We start from the raw sequence: 22,624 nt of genomic DNA, 5'->3' as shown, positions 1-22,624 counted from the left end.
GCTTTTTCTTGCTTAACTGATCGGCATTACTCACTGAGCGCCTTTTTTGTGTCTGGGATAAACCAGCTCTATGACAAAGTGTATAAAAAAAGCCGCTGCTGCGGCTTTTTTACACTAACTAAACACTATTTAGTGTATGCACGTGGCATTTCTGAGTCAGTCATGTAACGGTTACGTAATTTGTCCTGACGTGATTCAGTTGATACTTCTTCGCCGTTGATGAACATTTTAGTCACGTGGCTGTTGAGCTCAAACGGATCATCATTCCACATAACTAAATCTGCCGTAGTACCCACTGCAACGCGACCTGCATTAATACCAAACACATCAGCAACATTAGCTGTAATGGCTTTTAACGCACCTTCTTGTGTCATACCATACGACACAGCATTACCTGCATCAAAGCGCAGTTGATACACATTATGGCTGCCATCACCAGCAATTGCGAGTAACACTTTTACGCCTGCTTTTTCAAGTTCACCCGCATTACTTAAACCAGCATGTAATGAATCAAAGCTACCCGGTAAGTTGTCCATCGAACTTACAATCACAGGAACTTGCGCGTCTGCTAGTTGCTGTTTAACAACCACTGCATCTTGCGCACCTGCAATCACTAAATTAAGTGAAAATTGCTGTTTTAGCTTAATAAGCTCAATAATGTCAGATGCACGTGAAGCACTGGCTAAAAGTGGCATCTCACCGGCAAGTACTTTTGTTAATACTGTATCTTCAGTACTCGGCTTGCCATCGTCTTTTTTATCTTTTTTCGTTGATTTTTGCTGATGGCTAGTCAGCTTATCAATCAATGTTTTAAGCGACATAGCACGAGAGCCTTTACGCTTTTCACCTAAGTGAACAACTAATGCAACCTGTGTTTGTTCAACGCTGTCAAACTCACCACTTAAATCAACTACGCTGGCAAGACCTGCAAAAATACTGTCACCGCCGTGCGGAGTAACAACATCACGAGTAATACCGCCTTTGCGCGCATAAGGGATAAGACTTGAGCGAGGGTTAAAAGCTAAGCTTGGATCAAAGTCGATACCTGCTTTATCATCACCGGCATCACGCGAGCCAGCTACAGCCCCAACTTCAACCAGACCTAACTGATTCATACTGCCAATAAAACCAGCGGTTACGATTTGGCCTTTAGCATCAATAATTGTATCTGCATCTACTTTTGCTGGATTAATGGCAGTAATTTTGCCTTCATCAATAATGATACTGGCACCTTGTAAAACACCTTGCTCTGTTGATGTGTGAACTGTGGCATTAATGATGGCTAAAGACTCTGCATTAGCTGTTGCACTTGCGATTAAACCAGCAGCAACTAGTGAGAGCGAAAATGATTGTTTTAATTTTGTCATTCTAGTTACTCCTTATTTTTGACCTAACATGAAATCACTTTGTGCTTGGAATGCTTCATCATCACGATCATACACTTTGGCACCGTCAACAAAGACCTGTTCTGCTTTAGCATAAACACTAAAAGGACTTTGATTCCAAATTACTACATCGCCTTGCTTACCTGCTTCAAGTGAGCCTGTTTTATCTGCAATACCCAGTGATTTAGCAGCATTAGCAGTGATCCATTTAATGGCATGCTCTTCGGAGATATCAAAACCATTGTCATTTGCACGGAACATTACTTTACCCGCCTCTTGGTTTAAGCGCTGTATGGTTGTATCAGAATCCGAGTGAACAATGGCACACGAGTTTTTAACCGCATCAACAATCGCAACGTTTTCTTGAACCATGTCGTAGGCTTCCATTTTAAAGCCCCACCAATCTGGCCAAAGTGCAGCACATGAGCCATTTTCTGCTAATAAATCAGCAATTTTATAGGCTTCTATACCGTGGTGGAATGTACCAGCGTGATAACCAAACTCTTTAGATAGGTCAATCATCATTGCCATTTCTTCGGCTTTATAGCAATGATTATGGATCATGACTTCGCCATCTAATACGCCACGTAATGTATCGTATTTGATATCTCGGTGTGGCACTTCCGGGTTTTTACCTGCAGCGTAATCTGACTCGTATTTATCCCATTCACGCTTATATTCAGCCGCACCAATCCATGCAGTACGATAGCCTGCCATATTACCCATTCGTGTTGAAGGTAATACGCCTTTACGACCATAAACACGCTTAGGGTTTTCACCACACGCCATCTTTAAGCCATACGGTGCATCTGGGAACTTCATCCCTTGCATCGTATGAGCTGGCACATTTTTAAGTGTTACCCCACGCCCGCCAAATAAGTTTGCAGAACCAGGTAGAATTTGTAACGAAGTGATACCGCCTTCACGAGCACGGTTAAAACCTGGATCTTGTGGCCAAATAGAATGTTCAACCCATACTTCTGCTGTATTAGGGCTGGTCATTTCATTACCATCTTGATGTGACTCAACTGATGGGTTTGGATACGCACCCAAATGTGAGTGAACGTCGATTAATCCAGGCGTTACCCATTTACCTTGTGCATCAATTGTAAGATCGGCACTGGCTGATAAGTCTTTACCCACTTGTTGTACTTTACCATCAACCAGTAAAACGTCAGCTTCTTCTAAACGCTCACCGGTGCCAGTTAAAACTGTGGCATTGGTGATCAACGTACTAGTTGATTTAAGTGGCTGATAGGTACTTGGGTATGGATTTTTATTGATTGTTACTTTTTCGTCTTGTGGTCCGTTATCTTGGCAGCCGGCTAAAGCGACACCCAGTGCAACGACCAGCAATGAGGGAGCAAATTTTTGCATCATGTTAATCTCTGTTGTTTTTTTATTAATGTATATAAATGCGCAGCATAAAGCCAAAAAATAAGCTGAAGCTGCGTTTATTTAAGGTAAATGTAATTTAATTACATCATATGTTATTTTTTTATATAGTTAATGTAGAGCTTATCTAAAGCAGCTTCTGTAGTTAAACTTGGATCTTTATTAATAAAATGTTTTACCGTGCGAGTAACAAAGTCTGAGTTTTGTTTATGCTGTTTTGAAAAATCTTTTATTAAGCTATTGCCATCTTTTGCTGCTGTTACTTTGTCGTGGCGATGGCGATACTGACTCAGTGCCTTATTAAAATCACCTTGGTAGTCTTCTACAAGTATTTTATAAAAGTCGCTTTTGTGTACTTTGAGCTCTGTAATACAGTAATTAAGTGCTTCTTTAAAGTCTGTAAAGATCACGCCCTCAACATCAAACTCAGGTGTTTTCTCTCTAACGGTAACTTTAGCTTCTTCAGTTGCATAACTAAAGCCCGTAAACGCCATGCGCTGTGCCGCTTCTTCACCGAGTGTCATACCGGCCTTGATACTATGCGCAAATTCATCACTCATATCAATGAGCTCACTTTCGTGCCACATATTATAAACTCGTAATGGCTTAGCATATTTAGATGCGAGCTTTTTCTTAAGCTTGGTAAAGCGCTCATCAATTGTCAATAATCGTTCATTATGTAGTAATGCATGGCACTCATAACAGGCAGCTATACTAATAAAATCCGCATCCTCACCCAAATCTATAATGCTTTGTAGCATATGCAATGGCGGGCAATGATCTCGCTCTGTAGCCTCGCAGCCACAATAAAAACACTGATTAAAGTTTTGTTGTTCGCAAGCATACGCTTGCTGGTAGTAACGGGAAAACTTGCTACTCACATAGTCTCCATAGCGAGATAAAAATAATTATTGAGAATGATAACAGCCTGAGAATATATGTCAGCCAAGATAATCTATAAAGTGCTTTTACTCTAAAGTAAATGTGCTGTAAAGCCAATGAAAACAGGATGAAAAACAATCAAAAGCCAATAAAAACTGGAAAATAAATCACCTTAAATGTGTCAAAAGACATATTTTAAATTATCTTAAATCAAGCATTTAAATTAGTAATACATGACTGACATAGTTACTTACATATTGTCGATTTTCATTTACAGCATTCTTTATAAATAAAGCCAATAATTAACTCGTCAACTAACATCAAACACTGGAGAATGATGATGAAAACTTTAGCAACTACTCTTTGTACAACTTTACTTATTGGCACAGCAACATTGACAGCAACCACAACTCAAGCAGCAGAATTTGTTGCGGCAGATAACAGCCCAGGTACTGTAGTATGTATGGCCGTTACTTCAAACAAACCTATTACATTGTCAGCCACTTTGCGTGACGTACGAATGAGCAAAAAAGTAGCAATAAACAAGTTACACTGTAACGATATGGAGCTAGGAAAATTTGCAGGCATGCATGGTTTTAATAAAAGCGCGAAATACTTAAATCTCGATACAACTGGCAAAACAAGTATTCATGATTTAGCGAAAACAAACGATAGCACTATTTTAGTCGTCGCTGGTTCAAAATAGAGTATGGAATACTTAAGCCATAATTAAGCAGGCGTGTAGTTGGCCTGCTTAATATTTTTACAGTTAAATAATAGCTGCAAGCAAACCAAATAAACCACCGAATACCCCACCCCAAACCACGAGCCAACCAAGATGCTCACGGATCATGGTTTGAATTATATCTTTGACCATCGCTGGCGTTAATTCATTTAACCTGTCATCAACAAGGCCCAATACCGTATCGTATAACTTGTCTGAAGACATTGCTTTTTGCATTAGTTTGTCATTTACAAGTTGTTTAAACTGTGTGGTCTCACTCATATTTGACAGTGAATTTTTCATTTTTTCAATAAATGATTCACGCATTGGCTCAACCGCTTCTGTGCCGCCAAACATAGCAAGCATTGCGCCAAATTGAGACTGTTCGATAACTTCAAGTAAGCTGTCAAATGCTGGGTTTAGGTCCACTTCTTCAATCACTGGCTTTAAATCTAGCTGCGGCTGTTTAGTTGCAAGTAATTGTTCTATTTTGTCTTTAGAGAAAAACTCAGTAATAACTAGCTCTCTGATAGCCTGTTTGAACTTGGCAAACTTTACTTGGATAACACCTGAGCCATATAAAAATGGTACTTTTTCAAACAACATATGCACTGCAAGTAGGTTGGTAAAAGCCCCCGATAAAGCAAACAAACCAATTGAGAGTACAATCGCCTGGTTAAAAAAGTAACCAACTAATACTAGAATTGCAGCTGTAAAATTAGTGAGCGTACTTTTGTTCATTTTATTCTCCATAGAAGGCTAAATCATTGCTTAAAACTGATTATTGAATTTTACATACAAGAGTTTGTTTATTTAACTACTTTTTGCCATAGTTTAGTAATATGTATAAAAGGCGAGCAATATTATGTGGAATACCGTTAATGAGCAGATCAGCCAAGCAATGCATTTTGACTTTAAGTATACCTTTAAACGCCAATTGCAAAGTTCAAATGACGATATGTTATTTGAAATAAGCGATGGTACTCACACATACTTTGTAAAAGTTGCCCATCATACACAATTAGAGCGGTTTGAGTCTGAGGCTCATAGCTTAAAACTTCTAACCCAAGAAAGCCTCTTTATGGTGCCCGATTGCGTCACAAGTGGATCCAACATTGAATATGCATTTTTAGTACTTGAATGGCTTAAGCTCGATCAACAACCACACACTATGTGGCATATTATGGGCAAACATCTGGCAAGCCTCCACCAAAAACATCAACAAGCGATGTTTGGTTTTGATCATGACAATTTTGTTGGCCCAACTCTACAGCCCAACCGATGGCATAAAAAGTGGGATGTATTTTACGCTGAAGAACGTATTGGTTGGCAATTACAGTTACTTGAAGAAAAAGGCATTAATTTAGTTGATAAAGAATATTTGATCCGATTTATAAAAGACTTACTCCATAGTCACCATGTGGAGCCCTCGCTACTGCATGGCGATTATTGGCGTGGGAATATGGGCTTTATTCAAAACGTACCCTGTATATTTGATCCTGCTTGTTATTATGGTGATCGGGAAGTCGATATTGCCATGAGTGAACTATTCGCCCCGCTTCCCGAAGCATTTTACCTAGCTTACAATAAGCAGTACCCGCTGAGTAATGGATACGAGAGCCGCAAACAAATCTACCAACTTTACCCAATATTAAATCATGCTAATATTTTTGCTGGTCATTATCTCACTGAAGCTAAAAAACAAATTGATTCACTCTTAAAATAACGTACTTTTTATTGTAAAGACGATGTCATAAAGCCGTAATACCGACTATATTTAAAATAGGATTTTGAAAACCCGTGCAGTCGCTAAAATGACTCGATACGTGTTTAGCACTGTTACCTTTGGCTCAATTGCCAGGTTGGAGTAATTATGAAAAATCAACTCTCACAACGCATTACCTGCCCACATTGCGGGCATCATATCCACGTAACCTTAGACGCCAGCGAAGGCGACCAAGATTACTTTGAAGATTGCAGTGCCTGCTGTAACCCTATTCATTTTAATATGCATATCGATCATGCTTATAATAAAATAGAGTTACACATCGATAGTGACGACGAACAAATATTTTAACGGCTTTGCTTTAAATAGTTCTCAACAGTGTTGATGATTGTAAAGGTTTGTTGATCAACCTCAATATTTAGCTGTTCGCCAACCTTTGCTAAGCCTAAGTTGGTAATAGCTAATGTCTCTGGAATTAAATGCAACCAAAAGCCATTATCATCGGTTTCACCCACAGTTAGGCTCGCGCCATTTACACCAACAAAGCCTTTATACAATACAAATTTCTGCCACTGAGAGGTTAAAGCTAGTCTTATTTTACAATTATCTTGCGTATTAATAATGTCATCGATACGTGCTGTAAAATGAATATGACCCGACATAATATGCCCGCCTAATTCAGAACCAAATATCATTGAGCGCTCGAAATTAACTTTGCCATCAGCCGCTAATTGACCTAAGTTTGTTAATTTGAGGGTTTCGTCAATCACATCAAAATAAACATGCGCTAATTGGTTCTCAGCCGGACTAAATTTCACTACAGTTAAACAACAACCATTAATCGCAATGCTTGCACCGATTTCTAATTTATCAATGTATTGGATGCCTACCGAGAGTGTTAAGCGTAATACGCCTTCACGCTGCTCTGTCGATAAAACTGTCGCTTTAGTTTGTACTATTCCAGTAAACATATTAAATCATCTTCACTTTTCTACGTTGGTAGTGAGTTTATCACTTAAGGGTTAGTGAATCATCGATATAAACTTTTATTCTTTTATAAATCAATTACACTAGCGGCCAATTATTTCTTATTTAGCAAGCACTATGACTTTTTGTAATTGGGAAGCTAAACGCCTTATTTCTCTTGCGATCCCAGTATTTTTAGCACAAGTAACCTTAGTATTAATGTCGGTGGTTGACACCATTATGGCAGGTCAAGTGAGCCCTACTGATCTAGCCGCTCTGTCAATAGCTACCGGTGTTTGGAACCCTGCAATGCTTGCCCTGCAAGGTATACTACTGGCCTTAACGGGTATTATTGCCCAGTTCTCAGGCGCTAATGATAAAAACGGCATTAGTCACTACTTTCAACAAGGGCTCTATTTAGCCGGTTTATTAAGTGTACTTGGTTTTTCAATTGCTTATTTTGCTGACTTAATCATTTTGCAACTTGATACTAGCCCAGCCATTGCTGCTATGGCCTATGAATATATTCATTTTGTAAAATGGGGCATTGGCGGTTTTTTAGTGTTCAGTGTTTATCGTAATATTACCGAAGGCATGGGCATGACTAAACCTGCATTTTATATTAGTTTACTCGGACTTACTGTTAACATCCCCGCTAACTATATATTCATTCACGGTAAATTTGGCATGCCTGAATTGGGCGGCGCTGGGTGTGGTATCGCCACTGCACTGGTATTTACTGCCATGGCAATCGCGCAGGTGATATATTGTCAAATGAGTAAAAAAGTCGATGCAAAAGGGCTACTCGCGAATTTTAAAGCACCACAGATAGCGACAATGTGGAATATTACCAAAGTAGGTATTCCTATTTCACTGGCCACCTTTTTTGAAGTTACCTTATTTGCCTGTATTCCACTTTTTATTGCCCATTTAGGAGCGGTGGCGGTTGCTGGGCATCAAATAGCAGCCAGTGTCACCACTCTACTTTTTATGATGCCACTTAGCTTGTCTATCGCTATCAGTATTCGTATTGGTAACTTGTATGGGCAAAATCACTTTGAGCAATTGAAAAAAGCAATCTCCACCAGCTACTTATTAGCCGTTATGATAGCGATATTATTAGCAGCCATAACATTTTTTGGTCGTGATATTATAAGCCAACTCTACACCGACGATTCGCGAGTAATCGCACTTGCAACATCGATTATGATTTTAGCTTGTATTTATCAGCTACCAGACGCTCTACAAGTTGCCGCAAATGGCATTCTAAGAGGTTTAAAACACACAGCGCCAATTTCGTACATTACGTTTATTTCGTACTGGCTAATAGGCTTTGCATTAGGCTATGTTTTAGCTCGTACTAATTTGATTGTGCCAGCGATGGGCCCACACGGGTTTTGGATAGGTATTATTGTTGGTTTAACCGTAGCTGCTATTTTATTAATGTTAACCGTCGCTAAGCGCTTTAAACGTGAACCATTTATTCAATAACTTTAAAACAGTATCAGGTAAGCACAAACGCGTTTTTGTTTACCTGACTATGCTTGTCTCAATTTTACTGACTACAGCCTGTAGCGAGCAACCCAGTGACACGTATCACGAATACCAGTCGCGTCTTGCTAATGCGCTGTCATCCCCTGTGCCAACGAACGCACAGCTTACTAATATAAAATTAACCCCCCAACTTTTATTAAGCCAAACACAGCTCAACGTGAGCATTCTACAACTAGCGCAACTTAGCTCATGCGCACTGAGCACCTTAATTGCTCAGCACAACTCTCAACTAGGTAAAGTAGCCACTCCTGCGACTAAATTGATTTATCAAATAGAGTTCATTAAGACCGCTCCAACGTGTTTGCGGACCCTCGACAAAACATCAAATAGCTACCAACAAATACAGGCCGCACTGCATTATAAACAGGCGCAGCTGCCTGCCTACTTCATGCAATTTTTATATGCCGAAGCTGAACTCAAACAAAGTTGGCAACTAACTCATTATGAACTCGATACCAACCTCAACGGCTTAGTAGAAACAGAGTTGGCTTTACAGCAATTAGCGAATATAAAAAACCAAATAACCGCTGAGCAATATCAGCAAATTAATACTCATCATATTTATAAAAGTTTAGAGCAACTAAATCGCTTTAACTTTAATCAAGCACTCATCACAGCCGTAAGAAAGCAAACGCTACTTAACAATGTAACGACAAACTACCTTGCAGATATAGATTTAACGAGTCTTTGTAATCCAATAAAAAATAAAAAACAGGCGCATATTGTCAGCAATGTATTTAAAAAATATTATTTAGCGCAATTGCAGCCATATCAAGCACAGCTCACCGGTGCTTTAGAGCGACTCATGCCCTATTATCGCGCTATTTGGTTACAAAATGATCACGTGGATAACGCTTTAGCACCTATGTTACAACCCAGTCAGTCAAACAATCTACTTAACGGCTTAAAGCAATCAGCGAAAGAGCATGTAATTTGGTGGCAAAGATTTTATAAAACGTGCGAAATCAGTCCGATATGAATAAAAAAACGGCAAACAAACCAAAAAACACTATTCTCGCTTGATTCACACAAGCGCACGCTATATATTATCGACCGTTGTTAAGCAATTAACAGCGCTTAAATTTATGATACGACCGTAGCTCAGTTGGTTAGAGCGCTACCTTGACATGGTAGAGGTCGGTGGTTCGAATCCACTCGGTCGTACCAACATTTAAGAATCCTAAAAAAATTGTACGACCGTAGCTCAGCTGGTTAGAGCGCTACCTTGACATGGTAGAGGTCGGTGGTTCGAATCCACTCGGTCGTACCAAACTTATTGCTCCCTGTAATAAAGTTAGTTTAAGTATTCATATTGTACGACCGTAGGTCAGTTGGTTAGAGTGCTACCTACTCTCTATGCCCCACGCCGACATCGGTGGTTCGAATCCACTCGGTCGTACCAAATTTATTACTCCCAGTGATGAATTTAATTTAAGAATTCTATTGTACGACCTTAGCTCAGTTGGTTAGAGCGCTACCTACTCTTTATGCCCCACGCCGACATCGGTGGTTCGAATCCACTCGGTCGTACCAAATTTATTACTCCCTGTGATGAATTTAATTTAAGAATTCTATTGTACGAGTGTAACTCAGTTGGTTAGAGCGCTACCTTGACATGATAGGGGTGGTGGTTCGAATCCACTCAGTCGTACCAATCACAAATAAACTTATATGCAAAAGAGCTCAACGCTAAAATATAAAAAATGTGTGAGTTTAATTGGCATCGGCATTGGATAATAGCTGCTATGTATAAAATATGAGACGGCGGTGAAAAAACCAAAAGAAGGCCAGGCCTTGCTCACAAGGCTAGCTGTACGCTTTAGAGGCTGCTCTATTTGAATGCATTACAACATATCGTAAACCACGGTGGCGTTTCACGAGTAAGATAGCCCGTTATGAATAGTCAGCACTGCGGCTGTGTATCTATCTCATTACTTAGTATTGTTTAATTTTTGCATGAAGCCCATTGCTAATTCTCTCAGTCTATTAGAATTATTGTAATGCTTTAAGCTTGCTTGCAACTCTTCAACAGCCTGAGCTGTAAGCCCTACGTTATCTAACGCTAAGAAATATAAATAAGCATACTGCTCATTAGTATTGTCTAATTCCATAGCGGTTTTAAAAGACTGCACGGCTTTATGCTTTTCACCCGCTCTAATTAATGCCATACCATGGGTAAAGTTAAGCGGAGCAGATATCGGCACGGCGATTAAGCCTTTATCAATCGTTTGCTGCATCTTGTCGGTTTGACCCAATCGAAAATATATGTCCGCTAAATTGACATAACTGACATCAAAATAAGGATCAACTGAGATTGCTTTTTCTAAAGATTTAATTGCAGCATTAACATCTTGTTTATTCAACGCTAAACTACTTTGGTTTAAGTTTCCTTCACCACGCCATGAATTAACATTATTTGAATGTGCAAGCTCCACAATCGCTTGGCTCAGCTCATTTGACGGCCGTTGTTGACTGCTTAAATTTTGAGCAGCAGCAACCCTAACCGCTTTAAATTTATCATTAAGTAACTGTTTATAGCTTTTTAGCCGTTCCATTTCAGGAAGCAAAAACCCTATTCTTGCGATCGCTAAACGAACCAAAGGGAATGGAGAGTTAACCCAGCTCTCCACAATTGAGTTATTTAGCTCCACACCGCTATTTGCTAAAAAAGCAATGGCACTTGCTCTGTCGATTTCATTCAGAGATAAATTATTAATCGTGTTCATATGCGCATTAAAAGGCACTGAATTTAATGAGCGTAGCTCTAACATTGTGTGCTCTGCAATACTTAATTCAGGCGCTTTACCATGCCATTGTTCAAGTGTGTCTTTAGCCCAAACATTAGTTTGATCAGTATGACATTCCACGCAGGCATTTGGAGTGTCATATTTTATAGAAATGTCTGGGCGAGGAATTTTGAAGCTATGGTCACGACGATCATCAACCCCCATATAACGTTTGGTTGGCATATGACAATTTACACATTGTGCGCCCGCAGAGTTATCTTCATGGCGATGATGAGTTTTTGTTTCGTATTCTGTCGCACTATGGCACTGCAAGCAAAGGCCATTGGTTTTAGTTTTAACCTTCATCGAGTGCTTGTCATGGCAATCAATACAATTTACGCCAGCTGCATACATTTTGCTTTGTTTGAATGAGCCAAAAACATACACTTCTTCTTTTATTTGTCCATCTGGGTAGTATAAATTAGGCTCTATAAAAGAAGGGCTAAACTGATCTAAAAACTCAGTGCTATTATCAAAGCCATCTGTCAGTGGGCTGCGTAAAGAATGGCAAGCATAACACCCTTCCATAAAACTATTATCGCGCTTTTCGCCTTGCCAACTGGCAATTTTATCATCGCCAACAAACTGCCAGTGCGACATATCGCTTGGCCCTACTTTATTGCTTTTATTATATTTTTTTTCTTTATGTTCATCCGATATATTGCTATGACAAGAAGCACACCCTACATTTATATTGGTAAAGTGTGTATCAAAGGTCTCTTTTTCAATATTGTAATTGCGCTTTAAATTATCTGAATGGCAATCCGCACACATGCCATTCCAATTTTGTAGCGGCTGTAACCAATGCAACCGGTCGTTTGGAGCAACATCTTCTTTCTCATAATTTGCATACCAACGTTGCCCGCCATCTTCTAAGCTACGACTATCCCAAGCAAAAGGAAATACTTGATATTGCCCTTTTTCAACCTCAATTAAATATTGTTGTAATGGCGTAAAACCAAAAACATAGCTAACCGTGTAGGTTTTTTTTTCCTTTTTTTCGGTTAAATCGATAAGAAACTGGTTGTTTTTCTTATAAAAAAAAGCTGTTTGAGAAAAGTGTTTAGCAGTTACATTATCAAAATTTGCTAACACATTTTCTTCATTTGCAACCGCCATAGCGTTGGCATGATGAGATTGTTGCCATTCGGCAGTTTCTTGTTGATGGCAAGATTGACAGTCATCATTTGCACTTGAAGGAAAAGCGACAACGGAAAAGCTAATAACCAGTAAAATTTTAAATATATTTCTCATTTTAACCCTGCACTCAAAAGCAAAATGTTGCTTATTTTTTAAATTATTTTTATTAAGTCACAGCTCTCATTATGTGCTGGTCAAAGCATAAGTAGTCAGTAAACTAAAATCAAAAAAGTATGAAAACCGAATAACATTCCCTCTAAAAATGGTGTCAGGACTCGACAAAAGGCGATGTTATTTGCTTGTTAAATCAGTATCTAATATTTCACACTATTGGCAGTTATTCAAGAAAATTAGATAGTTAACAGCTTCGCTTAACTTTGAATTTTTCTAATATAAACAGATGTTTGCTGTTAGTCATTAGCAAGTTGATAGTAAAACGATGCAGAAAAAGGTTGTACCCCAGAGATGTAATTCAGTGCTGTGCAATTTTAGTGTTCAGCTTAGCAAATTAAGCCTATTGATTAATAACTCAATAGGCTTTTAAGTAGACGATTATCGTGCAACAAACATCATGTTGTTATTAATGAATCTCGAGTTAATTCCTTAATACTATTCGCCCCTGTCAGCGTCATTGCTACTCGCATTTCTTTATCATATAGATCAAGAAGTTCCTCAACACCTTGTTGCCCTCTAGCAGCTAAAGCATATATGTAAGAGCGGCCTAATAGCGCACAATCTGCACCGAGAGCCATCATCCGACAAACATCTAAACCAGAGCGAATACCAGAGTCTACAAATATTTTCATATCGCCTTTCACGGCATCAGCAATAGCAGGGAGTGCGCGAGCGGAAGACATTGCGCCATCAAGTTGGCGGCCACCGTGGTTAGACACCACAATACCATCAGCACCAAACTTGACTGCATCTTTAGCGTCTTCGACATCTAAAATACCTTTTATGACCATAGGGCCATCCCAAAAATCACGGATCCACTCTAAGTCTTTCCAGCTAATTGAAGGGTCAAAATTAGTGCCTAACCAACCAATATAATCCTCAAGCTCGGTGGGAGCACCTCGATATTTAGAGATATTACCAAGATCATGAGGCTTACCTAACACCCCAACATCCAACGCCCATTTAGGGTGCTTCATAGCTTGGAGAATACGCCGAGAAGAAGCAAAAGGACCGCTCATCCCAGAGTGCATGTCGCGGTAACGTGCGCCCGGTACTGGCATATCAACAGTAAACACTAACGTTGTTACACCTGCAGCCTTAGCCCGTTGCAAGACATTTTTCATGAATTCACGATCTTTTAGCACATACAGCTGAAACCACATCGGTCTTTGAATTGCTGGAGTAACCTCTTCTATAGGGCATACTGAAACCGTTGACATGATAAAAGGCAGGCCTTTATTTTCAGCCGCTTTAGCCGCTTGTACTTCGCCGCGTCTAGCATACATTCCGGTTAAGCCAACAGGCGCAAGAGCAATCGGTAAATCTAACTTTTCGCCAAATATCTCAGTGCTCAAATCAAGCTTAGACATATCATTTAATACACGTTGCTTTAGCGCTATATTAGATAAGTCTTCAACATTACGGCGCAGTGTATCTTCTTTATAAGAGCCGCCATCAATATAATGAAATAAAAATGGAGGCAGCCGCTTTTTGGCTGCTGCTCTGAAATCTGTTGGTGCAGATATAATCATCGTCTATTCCTTAGAATAATTAAGAGCAATTAAGTTATGTTTCTCAATTGCTCTTACACTTATTAACCTTTATAGCGCACAACGGTTTGCTCTTGCACACCTAAACCACCAATACCTAAGCGCATTACATCACCTTCTTTAAGGTACACTGGCGGTTGCATACCTAGACCAACTCCAGGAGGGGTACCCGTACTGATGATGTCACCTGGTTGTAGGCTCATATATTGGCTAATATAGTGCACTAAAAAAGGCACTTTATAGACCATGGTATTGGTATTACCATTTTGTACTGTTTTACCATTAAGCTCTAACCAAATACTTAAATTATTAAAGTCACCTACTTCATCTGGGGTGGCTAAAAATGGTCCTACTGGGCCGAAAGTATCGCAGCCCTTGCCTTTACACCACTGGCCTGCACGCTCAATTTGGTACTCGCGCTCAGATAAGTCATTAACGACACAAAACCCAGCAACATAATCCATAGCATCGGCTTCTGATACGTACTTCGCTTCTTTACCAATTACCACACCTAGCTCAACTTCCCAATCACTTTTTTCAGACTTAGGAGGTAATTCGACATTGTCATTAGGACCGACAATTGATGACGTCGCTTTAAAAAATAATACCGGCTCTGGCGGTACATCCATGCCTGACTCAGCAGCATGATCAGCATAGTTAAGCCCGACACAAATCATTTTTCCTACTTCTGCGACTGGCTCAGCAATACGTACATTGTCTGCAACTGCAGGTAAAGATGCGAGGTCAATTTTCTGTAATTTAGCTAGGCCATCTTCAGCAAAAAAGGCGCTGTCATAGTCATTAATATGCTCTGATACATCTCTAAGTACATTGTCAGCATCTAAAATACCTGGCTTTTCTTGACCTACTTCACCAAATCTTACTAATTTCATAAATACCTCTATTCGTTAATTATTACTATTCATTTAAATCGAAAACTCTTTCCATCAGCTGCCACTTACTCCCCAAGTCATAACCTGGTAATGCTTGCTGAAATGTACTCATTAATGCTTCCCACTCTTGTACCTTATTGTTCATAAGATCCATTTGTTGTTTTTGTGCAAAGCTAAAATCATCTGTTGCCACTACAGTCATAAACAAGCGATTACCTAGCAAATAAATCTGCATATCTATAATTCCGGCTTGCTTAATTGAGTCAATCACTTGAGGCCAAACATTGCCCTTAGCGTGGTACTTTTTATATTCGTTAATTAACTCAGGATCATCTTTGAGATCCAGCGCCAAACAATACTGTTTCATCATTTACCCTACTTTTTGAGAGCGTTTGCCATAACTCGCAATAACAACAAAGCAAATAAGTGGCAGTACAAACGATGCTTTTGTCGCAGAGAATCCATCTAGCACAGTGTTCATATCGATGATTGATGCCTGTGCCATTGGTAAGAACGTGCCACCGACAATAGCCATTATCAAACCTGCAGCGCCTAATTTCGCGTCATCGCCAGTCCCTTCTAGCGCAATACCATAAATTGTAGGGAACATAAGTGACATACAAGCTGAAATACAAACTAATGCGTAAATACCCGCTATACCTTCTAAAAAGATAGTGGCAATAGTAAAGCCAATGCCTGCCGCGGCTAATATCATCAGTAAGCGACCTGGATTAATGTACTTTAGTAAAAACGTACATACAAAACGGCTTATACAAAAAATGATCATGGCATATATATTGTACATTTGTGATTGCGCTTCAGCCGCTTTTTCTGACATACCCGTTTTAACCAACACTTCAGTGCCATAATGAATAATGAAGGTCCAACACATAATTTGTGCACCCACATAAAACATTTGTGCGATAACCCCTTCACGATAGTTACGGTTTTCAAACAAGCGTTTAAACGTGCCGCGAACATCTAAGTCACTCGATTTTTTTTCTGTCGTAGGCATCTTTTTAATAGCAATAATGATTAAAACCACAAGTACTACAAAGCCAATAACTAAATAAGGATTACGAATAACCTGTAAATCATTACTTGTAATTGCAGCCAGTTGCTCTAAAGCGGAATTAGATCCCTGGGCAGCGAGCTCTCTGCGCTGTGCATCTGTTGCCGGATTTAGTTTTTGAATAATAAATTGGGTGGCAATAAACATACCCAATAAAGATCCAACAGGGTTAAATGCTTGAGCTAAGTTCAAGCGTTGTGTAGCTGTTTCTTTTGGCCCCATTGATAAAATATACGGGTTAGCACTGGTTTCTAAAAAAGACAAACCACAGGTCATTACAAAGAATGCCAGTAAAAAGGGCGCAAACGCTTGTGCTCCCGCTGCAGGAATAAATAAAAAAGCCCCTAATGCGTAAAAAGCTAATCCCAAAATTAAGCCCGCTTTATAAGTGTACTTTTTTATAAAGATAGCAGCGGGAATAGCCATCAAACCATACCCACCATAAAAGGCAACTTGCACTAACGTGCCTTCAGCAGCGCTCATTTGCAAAATTTTAGAAAACGCTTTCACTAAAGGGTTAGTAATATCATTAGCAAATCCCCATAAAGGGAAACATAACGTCACCAAAATAAATGATGCTAAAAACGCCTTCGGTACGACTTCATACTTTTGAGATGTATTGCTCATTACGCACGTGTTGTTCATTTTGACAACCTTTTTTATTGTGTATTGTGTTGTGTGTTAGCTTTGTATTGGACTAGTTATTAATAGTGACAAACCCACCATCAATCGGAATATTAGAGCCAGTAATAAACGATGCCTGCTCTGAGCATAAATACTGTACTAAGCCCGCAATTTCTTCCGGTGTTCCCATTCTGCCAATAGGTTGAGATTTAGATAACTTTTCGAACATTTCTTCTTTTTTATCGGCGTAATTTTTCTCTAGGTAGCCTTCAACAAAAGGAGTATGAACACGCCCAGGCGCAATACAATTACAACGAATACCGTAATCAACATAATCTCTGGCAATTGAATAGGTCATCGTTAAAACAGCCCCTTTACTCATTGAGTAGGCAAAACGATCTGGAATACCCACCGTTGACGCTATCGACGCCATATTAATAATAACCCCGGCACGTTGCGCCTTCATGATAGGCACTACCGCAGCAGCACAGTTATAAACACCTTTAACATTGACGTTATAGACTTTATCTAGTTCTTGCTCTGATGTTTCTTCAATTGTGCCAACTGAACCAATACCCGCGTTATTGATTAAGATATCAATGCTCTTATTGTCTTGTGTAATTTGTGAAAATACGTCAGACACCGCTGCTGCATTTGAAACATCAACCGTGAATGCATCGGCTTGCCCGCCCGTAGTTTTAATTTCTGTGGCAGTGGCTTCTGCCGCTGCTAAATTTAAATCAAGGACAATTACTTTATAGTTAGCGTCGCCGAGAGCTTTACAAATACTGTAGCCAATGCCGCTGCCACCGCCGGTTACTACTGCTATTTTATTTTTCATTTTAATATTCCTTAACTTACTAATTTATAAAAAGCTTTCGCCGTATTAGACCAAAGGTTTTGTTTATCTTCTGCGCACCAATCATCAGTTAGTTGCTCGGTTAATGAGTACCAATCCGTGTAACTACTGTTAATATTGACCACCGGCCAATCACTGCCCCACATCATTCGTGACGAGCCAAAAATTTCAGTCACGAGCTGTAAATAATGAATGAAATTTACAGCCTCAGTTTGCTCACTCGCAGCTTCTGTTGTTAGGCCAGATAGTTTGATATACACATTGCTACAGGTTTTAAAAGTACTTAACGCGGTTGCCCATGTCTGAAACTCATTATTGGCAATGTCTGGTTTCGCACAATGGTCGATAACAATGTTTAACTGCGGATACTGCTGCGAAATGTTTTTTATACTCTCCAGATGCTCTGTTTTAACTAACGCATCAAAGGTTAAACCCCGGGTTTCTAACTGCTTAAATATCGGTGCAAAAGCGGGATTTAAAATCCATTCAACATCCTCAATATCCTGCAGCATAGGCCGTACACCTTTAAATTTTTGCAGCTCGCAAAGGGTAGATAATCGTTGACATACCTGTTGTTCAGATAAGGTCCAATCAATCCAACCCACAACCCCGCCAATAACTGCACTATTTTTAGCCAGTGCTAACATAAAATCAGTTTCAGCATCTGTGGCAGCCGCCTGGACCAGCACAGTTTGAGCTGGTTTATGCAGACTGACTGCTTGCGTATAGTCTTCAGGTAAATAATCACGATACAATTGCGTTAGCGCTGGTGTTAACCACTGGTAGTCACCTCGGCTTAACTGCCAAAAATGATGATGGCTATCTATCACTGTATGAGACATAACATTTACCTTTTATTAGGAAGTGGCGCATCTTCTCTTAATAAACCAGCCTGGATTAAGCTTGACCAAAATTCGTCTGGTATTTCGTGCTTAAATAACTCGACTGTCTTACTCACTCTGCTTTCACTGCCCATTCCCGGAATAACGGTTGCAACGGCATCATGGCCCAGTGGAAACTGCAGTGCGGCTGCTGCAAGAGGAACCGCAAATTCCTTACAAATATCTTCTATTTTACTGACCTTAGTGATGATATCTGTAGGTGCAGGTTCATAGTTGTAATGCGGCACACCACCATTTTGTACGCCTGTCGCTAAAATCCCTGAGTTATAAGGACCGCCTAAGATTATCGAAGCGCCATACTGCTGACACTTAGGTAAAAAGCTATCTAAGGCATCTTGCTCTAATAACGAGTAACGTCCTGCCAATAAGAAACAATCAAATTGACCTAAACCCATCACTCTTTCACAAACTTCAGTTTCATTTACGCCTAAGCCGACTGCTTTGATCAAGCCTTGTTGGCGAAGTTCATCCAGTGCTTTATAGCCACCTGAAATTAATTGTTGGTAATAGTAAGAGTCTTTATCACCATGCGTATCAACACCAATATCGTGAACCAGCAAAATATCAATTTCCGCTAAGCCTAAGCGCTGAATACTATCTTCAAACGAGCGCATAATACCGTCGTAGGTATAGTCATAATGGGCATCAAATGGCATCGGGGTATCAAAGCCATATCTCAATTCATCTACTTTGGCATTGCGATCGGGGGTTAATATCCGCCCAGCCTTAGTCGATATAACATAATCAGACTTAGCGCGAGTGCGCAGTACATCGCCCACCCTACGTTCACTTAACCCCAAGCCATAGCGTGGCGCAGTGTCGAATAAATTGATCCCCAAAGATAACGCCGTATGCAATGTTTTTTGGGCTTCATCATCAGATATTTTTTTATATAAATTACCGAGTGATGCCGCACCAAAACCTAGCTCAGATACCTTTACTGCTGTATTACCAATTTGTCTATTTTTAAACATACAACTTAACTCCACTACCTAATTGTAGGTAAACAAGTTGGGCCAATCGCCTCAAACTTCTTATAAGTTAAAACAAATTCTTGGTGGCCTAATGCCTCTGATTTAGATGACTTACCTTGAGCAACTTCGCGTACCAGCTGATAAATTTCTTCACCAACTTGCTCGACACTTGCCTCGCCATTAATCACTTTACCCGCATTAATATCCATATCGTCTGACAAATTGTCATAGGTTTCTGGGTTTGCGCACACTTTAATTACAGGCGAAATCGCAGAGCCAACAACCGAGCCGCGACCGGTAGTGAATAAAATAATATGCGAACCAGATGCAATCATTTCGACTATCTCGGCGTTATCAACAATGTTCGGAAAGCCAAACATGGGTTCGCCATCGGGGACCACATCCATTAGGTATAAGCCACCTTGTGTGGGAATATCACCGGGTTTAATTAAACCATGTATTTTTGAACTACCCGACTTTGCGTAAGCACCCATTGATTTTTCTTCTTGCGTTGACAGACCACCTTCCGCATTACCTGGCGCAAAACTACCGTACCCCATTTTGGTATAATAGCGTTCAGCTTTTTCGACCGACTTCATGATCTCCACGCCCAACTCTGGGGTAATGGCACGTTCAGCCATAATTTGTTCGCAGCCAATTAACTCACCCGTTTCTTCAAACATACAAACGGCATCATCAGTAATTAACTTATCAAAACAAACGCCAACAGCTGGGTTTGCCCCTATACCACTGGTACCATCTGAACCGCCACAAATGGTGCCAACCACCAATTCGCTGATGTCCATAGGCACGATTTCTGCTTGATATGCACTTTGGAGAAGGTTCTTAACGCTAGCTAAACCAGCATCAATTGTTTTACGAGTACCACCCGTTTTTTGAATGACCAAGGTTTCAACATCACGGCCACTCGAAGTGATAGTATTTGCCAATTGCTCTCGATTAAACCCTTCGCACCCTAAAGACACAATCAACACACCTGCTACGTTTGGGTGAGTACATAATTTTTCCATGATGTTTAAAGAGTAATCATTTGGATAACAACCTGGAAACCCGATTAACTGCACATCGTCTTGAGCTGAGCCATTCACAATTGCTCTTGCTACATGATGGGCACACTCAACTAAATAAGTCACCAAAATAACGTTACGAATGCCTTTGCGGCCATCCTTCCTTAAATAGCCTTTCATGAGTTTTTCCCTACTTTCGATTGACGAGTATGGCTTGCTATGTAATCACTTTTCATATTATGCAGGTGTACATGTTCGCCAAAAGCGATGTCTTGAGTTGCTGAACCAATAGAAACGCCATATTTTAAAATTTTGTCACCTGCGGCAATTTGTGTTCGAGACAATTTATGCCCAACAGTAATATCTGCGGTCATCGTTACTGTGACGCCTTCTAACGTTATCGAGTTACCAGCAAGTAATTCTCTACAACATACAAAAACATTGTCTTCTTTGTTCAATAGAACAAAATGTTTATTTATCATTTCTACATCCTAAAAATATTGTTCTAGTGGGCCATTCTTGTCCAAGTAAAAGACCTTTCCCACATTAATTGAAAATATTTACCTGGCTGCTAACAAGCTTTCCTGAGCATGATTTGATTTAAGCACTTATTTAAAATCCGGTCAATAAGAAATGTGTATTTTTATATTTAAATGTACAATACAAGGAAGGCAACAACAAACAAGAAATAATTGTAAGCTACTGATTTTAAATTGATAAACTGAAAATAAACGGAGGGAAACGGATAAAGCATTCAATTTAAATTTAATTAACATAAATGCAACTAAGACATGATCATACATATTTAGGAAAGCGAAATTTAGCAGTCTATAAAGGTAGGTCAGAAGCTTACAGCCAATCTAAACGCAATCATTAAAAACACTTAACGGGGTTAAACCGTGTGGCTGGTTCAAGCCATAGCCGGGTGACTCGTTACTTAAAGTAGGAGTGATACTGTATGCCTCAACTCAAACATGACAAGATCATAAACTTACCCCCTCCTCAAAAAATTTAAAAATAATAAATTACAATTAGTTAGCATTATAATATCTTAATAAAAAGAAACTTTAGAGATACGTGATCTAGCGAGTCGACAGCAAATAAAACTCCTAAAAATGGATAATACTTAAAAATTAAGTTGACTCTTTATAGTGTTGCAACCTATTACTTTAATTACCTTTTAAGCTTTACTAACAAACTAAACACACTCGGTTGTAGCAGATTTTTTACTGTAAATACCATTTGAGTTTTGAATGACCACAACAATAATACACACTTCACCACGAGTGCATTTTTTAAAAAACCGCTATAAAACCTTAACCCCCACCCATAACCAATTGAAATAATATAAGTTATTGAAAATATTCTTTATCATTGCTTACTGTGTTTTTTTATATTTAAAAGTATCAACGTGTCATTTTAAAATAATGTAAATTTTATTAATTAAACTATGGAGAACACACACAATAAAGAAAGCTCTAAAGGTTAGTGCATTAAGTTTAGCAATTATCAACACATTGACTATTTCAACATTAGCGAATGCAGCCCAGCAAAACGAAATAGAAACAGATGATAATGAAACAATATCTGTAACAGGTATTCGCTCAAGCTTAAGTCACTCACAAATGATTAAACGATATTCAGCATCTGTCGTAGAAGCTATTTCAGCCGATGATTTAGGTAAATTTGCAGATGAAAATATTGTGGATGGCTTGTCTCGAGTCCCTGGGGTCAAGTTGAAAGAAATGATGGAGGTCAGCAAGGAGACCGAATTAGTGTACGTGGTTTGGGACCACAGTTTGTAACTGCGACTGTTGATGGCCGTACTTTATTATCTGCTGGTAGAGAAGGTGGGCAAAGCAGTGTTCGCTCTGTTAATTTAAATGTACTACCCGAATATGTTTTCGGGCGTAATAGTAAAAATAACAACGGCCGTTAATGAGTTTAACACTAAACTCATTAACGGCCGTTGCAGAGGCATTTCTATGTT

General features: G+C 39.5%; 22 protein-coding genes and 4 tRNA genes. 11 read left to right on the top strand and 15 right to left on the bottom strand.

Annotated features, from left to right (window positions below; translation table 11 throughout):
- Positions 1 to 125 precede the first annotated feature (125 nt).
- The 3 genes from B5G52_RS07075 to B5G52_RS07065 all read right to left on the bottom strand — a co-directional run bounded on the left by B5G52_RS07075 (position 126) and on the right by B5G52_RS07065 (position 3,661).
- A complete protein-coding gene (locus tag B5G52_RS07075) occupies positions 126 to 1,367 on the bottom strand; it encodes an amidohydrolase family protein (protein ID WP_087531944.1) in 1,242 nt (413 codons plus the stop codon).
- Between the two features lie 12 nt (positions 1,368 to 1,379).
- Positions 1,380 to 2,762, bottom strand: coding sequence for an amidohydrolase (locus tag B5G52_RS07070; RefSeq protein WP_087531961.1), 1,383 nt, complete (start codon positions 2,760 to 2,762; stop codon positions 1,380 to 1,382).
- A 113-nt stretch (positions 2,763 to 2,875) separates the two neighbouring features.
- Positions 2,876 to 3,661 carry a hypothetical protein gene (locus tag B5G52_RS07065; RefSeq protein WP_087531943.1) on the bottom strand — a complete coding sequence of 262 codons (786 nt, stop codon included), beginning with the start codon at positions 3,659 to 3,661 and terminating at the stop codon, positions 2,876 to 2,878.
- Between the two features lie 338 nt (positions 3,662 to 3,999).
- On the opposite strand from B5G52_RS07065, the gene B5G52_RS07060 reads away from it, so the two are divergent.
- Complete coding sequence (locus B5G52_RS07060) at positions 4,000 to 4,368, top strand: DUF3718 domain-containing protein (protein ID WP_254911159.1); 369 nt, start codon at positions 4,000 to 4,002, stop codon at positions 4,366 to 4,368.
- 63 nt (positions 4,369 to 4,431) lie between these two features.
- Here B5G52_RS07060 and B5G52_RS07055 read toward each other — a convergent pair whose 3' ends face one another.
- Positions 4,432 to 5,127, bottom strand: a complete 696-nt coding sequence (locus tag B5G52_RS07055; RefSeq protein ID WP_087531941.1) for a DUF445 domain-containing protein — start codon at positions 5,125 to 5,127, stop codon at positions 4,432 to 4,434.
- A gap of 124 nt (positions 5,128 to 5,251) precedes the next feature.
- On the opposite strand from B5G52_RS07055, the gene B5G52_RS07050 reads away from it, so the two are divergent.
- The gene (locus tag B5G52_RS07050) at positions 5,252 to 6,112 is read left to right on the top strand and encodes a fructosamine kinase family protein (protein WP_087531940.1); all 861 of its coding nucleotides are present in this window, start codon (positions 5,252 to 5,254) and stop codon (positions 6,110 to 6,112) included.
- Between the two features lie 147 nt (positions 6,113 to 6,259).
- A complete protein-coding gene (locus tag B5G52_RS07045; protein WP_087531939.1) occupies positions 6,260 to 6,463 on the top strand; it encodes a CPXCG motif-containing cysteine-rich protein in 204 nt (67 codons plus the stop codon).
- Here B5G52_RS07045 and B5G52_RS07040 read toward each other — a convergent pair.
- A complete protein-coding gene (locus B5G52_RS07040) occupies positions 6,460 to 7,083 on the bottom strand; it encodes a riboflavin synthase subunit alpha (RefSeq protein ID WP_087531938.1) in 624 nt (207 codons plus the stop codon). The genes B5G52_RS07045 and B5G52_RS07040 overlap by 4 nt on opposite strands.
- A gap of 133 nt (positions 7,084 to 7,216) precedes the next feature.
- Between B5G52_RS07040 and B5G52_RS07035 the strand changes: the two genes are divergently transcribed.
- From B5G52_RS07035 to B5G52_RS07010, 6 genes are all read left to right on the top strand, one after another.
- The gene (locus tag B5G52_RS07035; RefSeq protein ID WP_087531937.1) at positions 7,217 to 8,569 is read left to right on the top strand and encodes an MATE family efflux transporter; all 1,353 of its coding nucleotides are present in this window, start codon (positions 7,217 to 7,219) and stop codon (positions 8,567 to 8,569) included.
- Positions 8,550 to 9,611 carry a DUF3080 family protein gene (locus B5G52_RS07030; RefSeq protein ID WP_087531936.1) on the top strand — a complete coding sequence of 354 codons (1,062 nt, stop codon included), beginning with the start codon at positions 8,550 to 8,552 and terminating at the stop codon, positions 9,609 to 9,611. Before B5G52_RS07035 ends, B5G52_RS07030 begins: the two co-directional genes overlap by 20 nt.
- A gap of 111 nt (positions 9,612 to 9,722) precedes the next feature.
- A tRNA-Val gene (locus B5G52_RS07025) sits at positions 9,723 to 9,799 on the top strand.
- 26 nt (positions 9,800 to 9,825) lie between these two features.
- Positions 9,826 to 9,902 (top strand) — tRNA-Val (locus B5G52_RS07020).
- A 46-nt stretch (positions 9,903 to 9,948) separates the two neighbouring features.
- A tRNA-OTHER gene (locus B5G52_RS07015) sits at positions 9,949 to 10,034 on the top strand.
- A gap of 176 nt (positions 10,035 to 10,210) precedes the next feature.
- Positions 10,211 to 10,286, top strand: a tRNA-Val gene (locus B5G52_RS07010).
- A gap of 277 nt (positions 10,287 to 10,563) precedes the next feature.
- On the opposite strand, the gene B5G52_RS07005 is transcribed toward B5G52_RS07010, so the two are convergent.
- The 10 genes from B5G52_RS07005 to B5G52_RS06960 all read right to left on the bottom strand — a co-directional run bounded on the left by B5G52_RS07005 (position 10,564) and on the right by B5G52_RS06960 (position 21,116).
- On the bottom strand, positions 10,564 to 12,672 hold the full coding sequence (locus B5G52_RS07005) for a multiheme c-type cytochrome (protein WP_087531935.1): 2,109 nt from the start codon (positions 12,670 to 12,672) through the stop codon (positions 10,564 to 10,566).
- A 455-nt stretch (positions 12,673 to 13,127) separates the two neighbouring features.
- Positions 13,128 to 14,264 carry an FMN-dependent L-lactate dehydrogenase LldD gene (gene lldD / locus B5G52_RS07000; RefSeq protein WP_087531934.1) on the bottom strand — a complete coding sequence of 379 codons (1,137 nt, stop codon included), beginning with the start codon at positions 14,262 to 14,264 and terminating at the stop codon, positions 13,128 to 13,130.
- Positions 14,265 to 14,326: 62 nt separating this feature from the next.
- A complete protein-coding gene (locus B5G52_RS06995; RefSeq protein WP_087531933.1) occupies positions 14,327 to 15,175 on the bottom strand; it encodes a fumarylacetoacetate hydrolase family protein in 849 nt (282 codons plus the stop codon).
- 25 nt (positions 15,176 to 15,200) lie between these two features.
- A complete protein-coding gene (locus B5G52_RS06990; protein WP_087531932.1) occupies positions 15,201 to 15,545 on the bottom strand; it encodes an L-rhamnose mutarotase in 345 nt (114 codons plus the stop codon).
- Positions 15,546 to 16,892 (bottom strand): L-fucose:H+ symporter permease, encoded by a 1,347-nt coding sequence (fucP, locus tag B5G52_RS06985; protein WP_217896178.1) that lies wholly within the window; start codon positions 16,890 to 16,892, stop codon positions 15,546 to 15,548.
- Between the two features lie 52 nt (positions 16,893 to 16,944).
- A complete protein-coding gene (locus B5G52_RS06980) occupies positions 16,945 to 17,712 on the bottom strand; it encodes an SDR family NAD(P)-dependent oxidoreductase (RefSeq protein WP_087531931.1) in 768 nt (255 codons plus the stop codon).
- Positions 17,713 to 17,723: 11 nt separating this feature from the next.
- On the bottom strand, positions 17,724 to 18,572 hold the full coding sequence (locus tag B5G52_RS06975; protein ID WP_087531930.1) for an amidohydrolase: 849 nt from the start codon (positions 18,570 to 18,572) through the stop codon (positions 17,724 to 17,726).
- 5 nt (positions 18,573 to 18,577) lie between these two features.
- Complete coding sequence (locus B5G52_RS06970; RefSeq protein ID WP_087531929.1) at positions 18,578 to 19,606, bottom strand: aldo/keto reductase; 1,029 nt, start codon at positions 19,604 to 19,606, stop codon at positions 18,578 to 18,580.
- Positions 19,607 to 19,620: 14 nt separating this feature from the next.
- Positions 19,621 to 20,814: a UxaA family hydrolase gene (locus B5G52_RS06965; RefSeq protein ID WP_087531928.1), complete on the bottom strand. Its 1,194-nt coding sequence runs from the start codon at positions 20,812 to 20,814 to the stop codon at positions 19,621 to 19,623.
- The gene (locus B5G52_RS06960; RefSeq protein ID WP_087531927.1) at positions 20,811 to 21,116 is read right to left on the bottom strand and encodes a UxaA family hydrolase; all 306 of its coding nucleotides are present in this window, start codon (positions 21,114 to 21,116) and stop codon (positions 20,811 to 20,813) included. Before B5G52_RS06960 ends, B5G52_RS06965 begins: the two co-directional genes overlap by 4 nt.
- Positions 21,117 to 22,151: 1,035 nt before the next feature.
- Between B5G52_RS06960 and B5G52_RS06955 the strand changes: the two genes are divergently transcribed.
- Positions 22,152 to 22,439, top strand: coding sequence for a hypothetical protein (locus tag B5G52_RS06955; protein WP_087531926.1), 288 nt, complete (start codon positions 22,152 to 22,154; stop codon positions 22,437 to 22,439).
- Positions 22,421 to 22,573, top strand: coding sequence for a hypothetical protein (locus tag B5G52_RS06950; RefSeq protein WP_254911158.1), 153 nt, complete (start codon positions 22,421 to 22,423; stop codon positions 22,571 to 22,573). Before B5G52_RS06955 ends, B5G52_RS06950 begins: the two co-directional genes overlap by 19 nt.
- Positions 22,574 to 22,624 lie beyond the last annotated feature (51 nt).

The organism is Pseudoalteromonas sp. A601 (genome assembly GCF_002165575.1).
GTDB lineage: Bacteria > Pseudomonadota > Gammaproteobacteria > Enterobacterales > Alteromonadaceae > Pseudoalteromonas.
The sequence above is the reverse complement of the archived record's forward strand: the minus strand, read 5'-3'. Positions and strand labels throughout refer to the sequence as shown.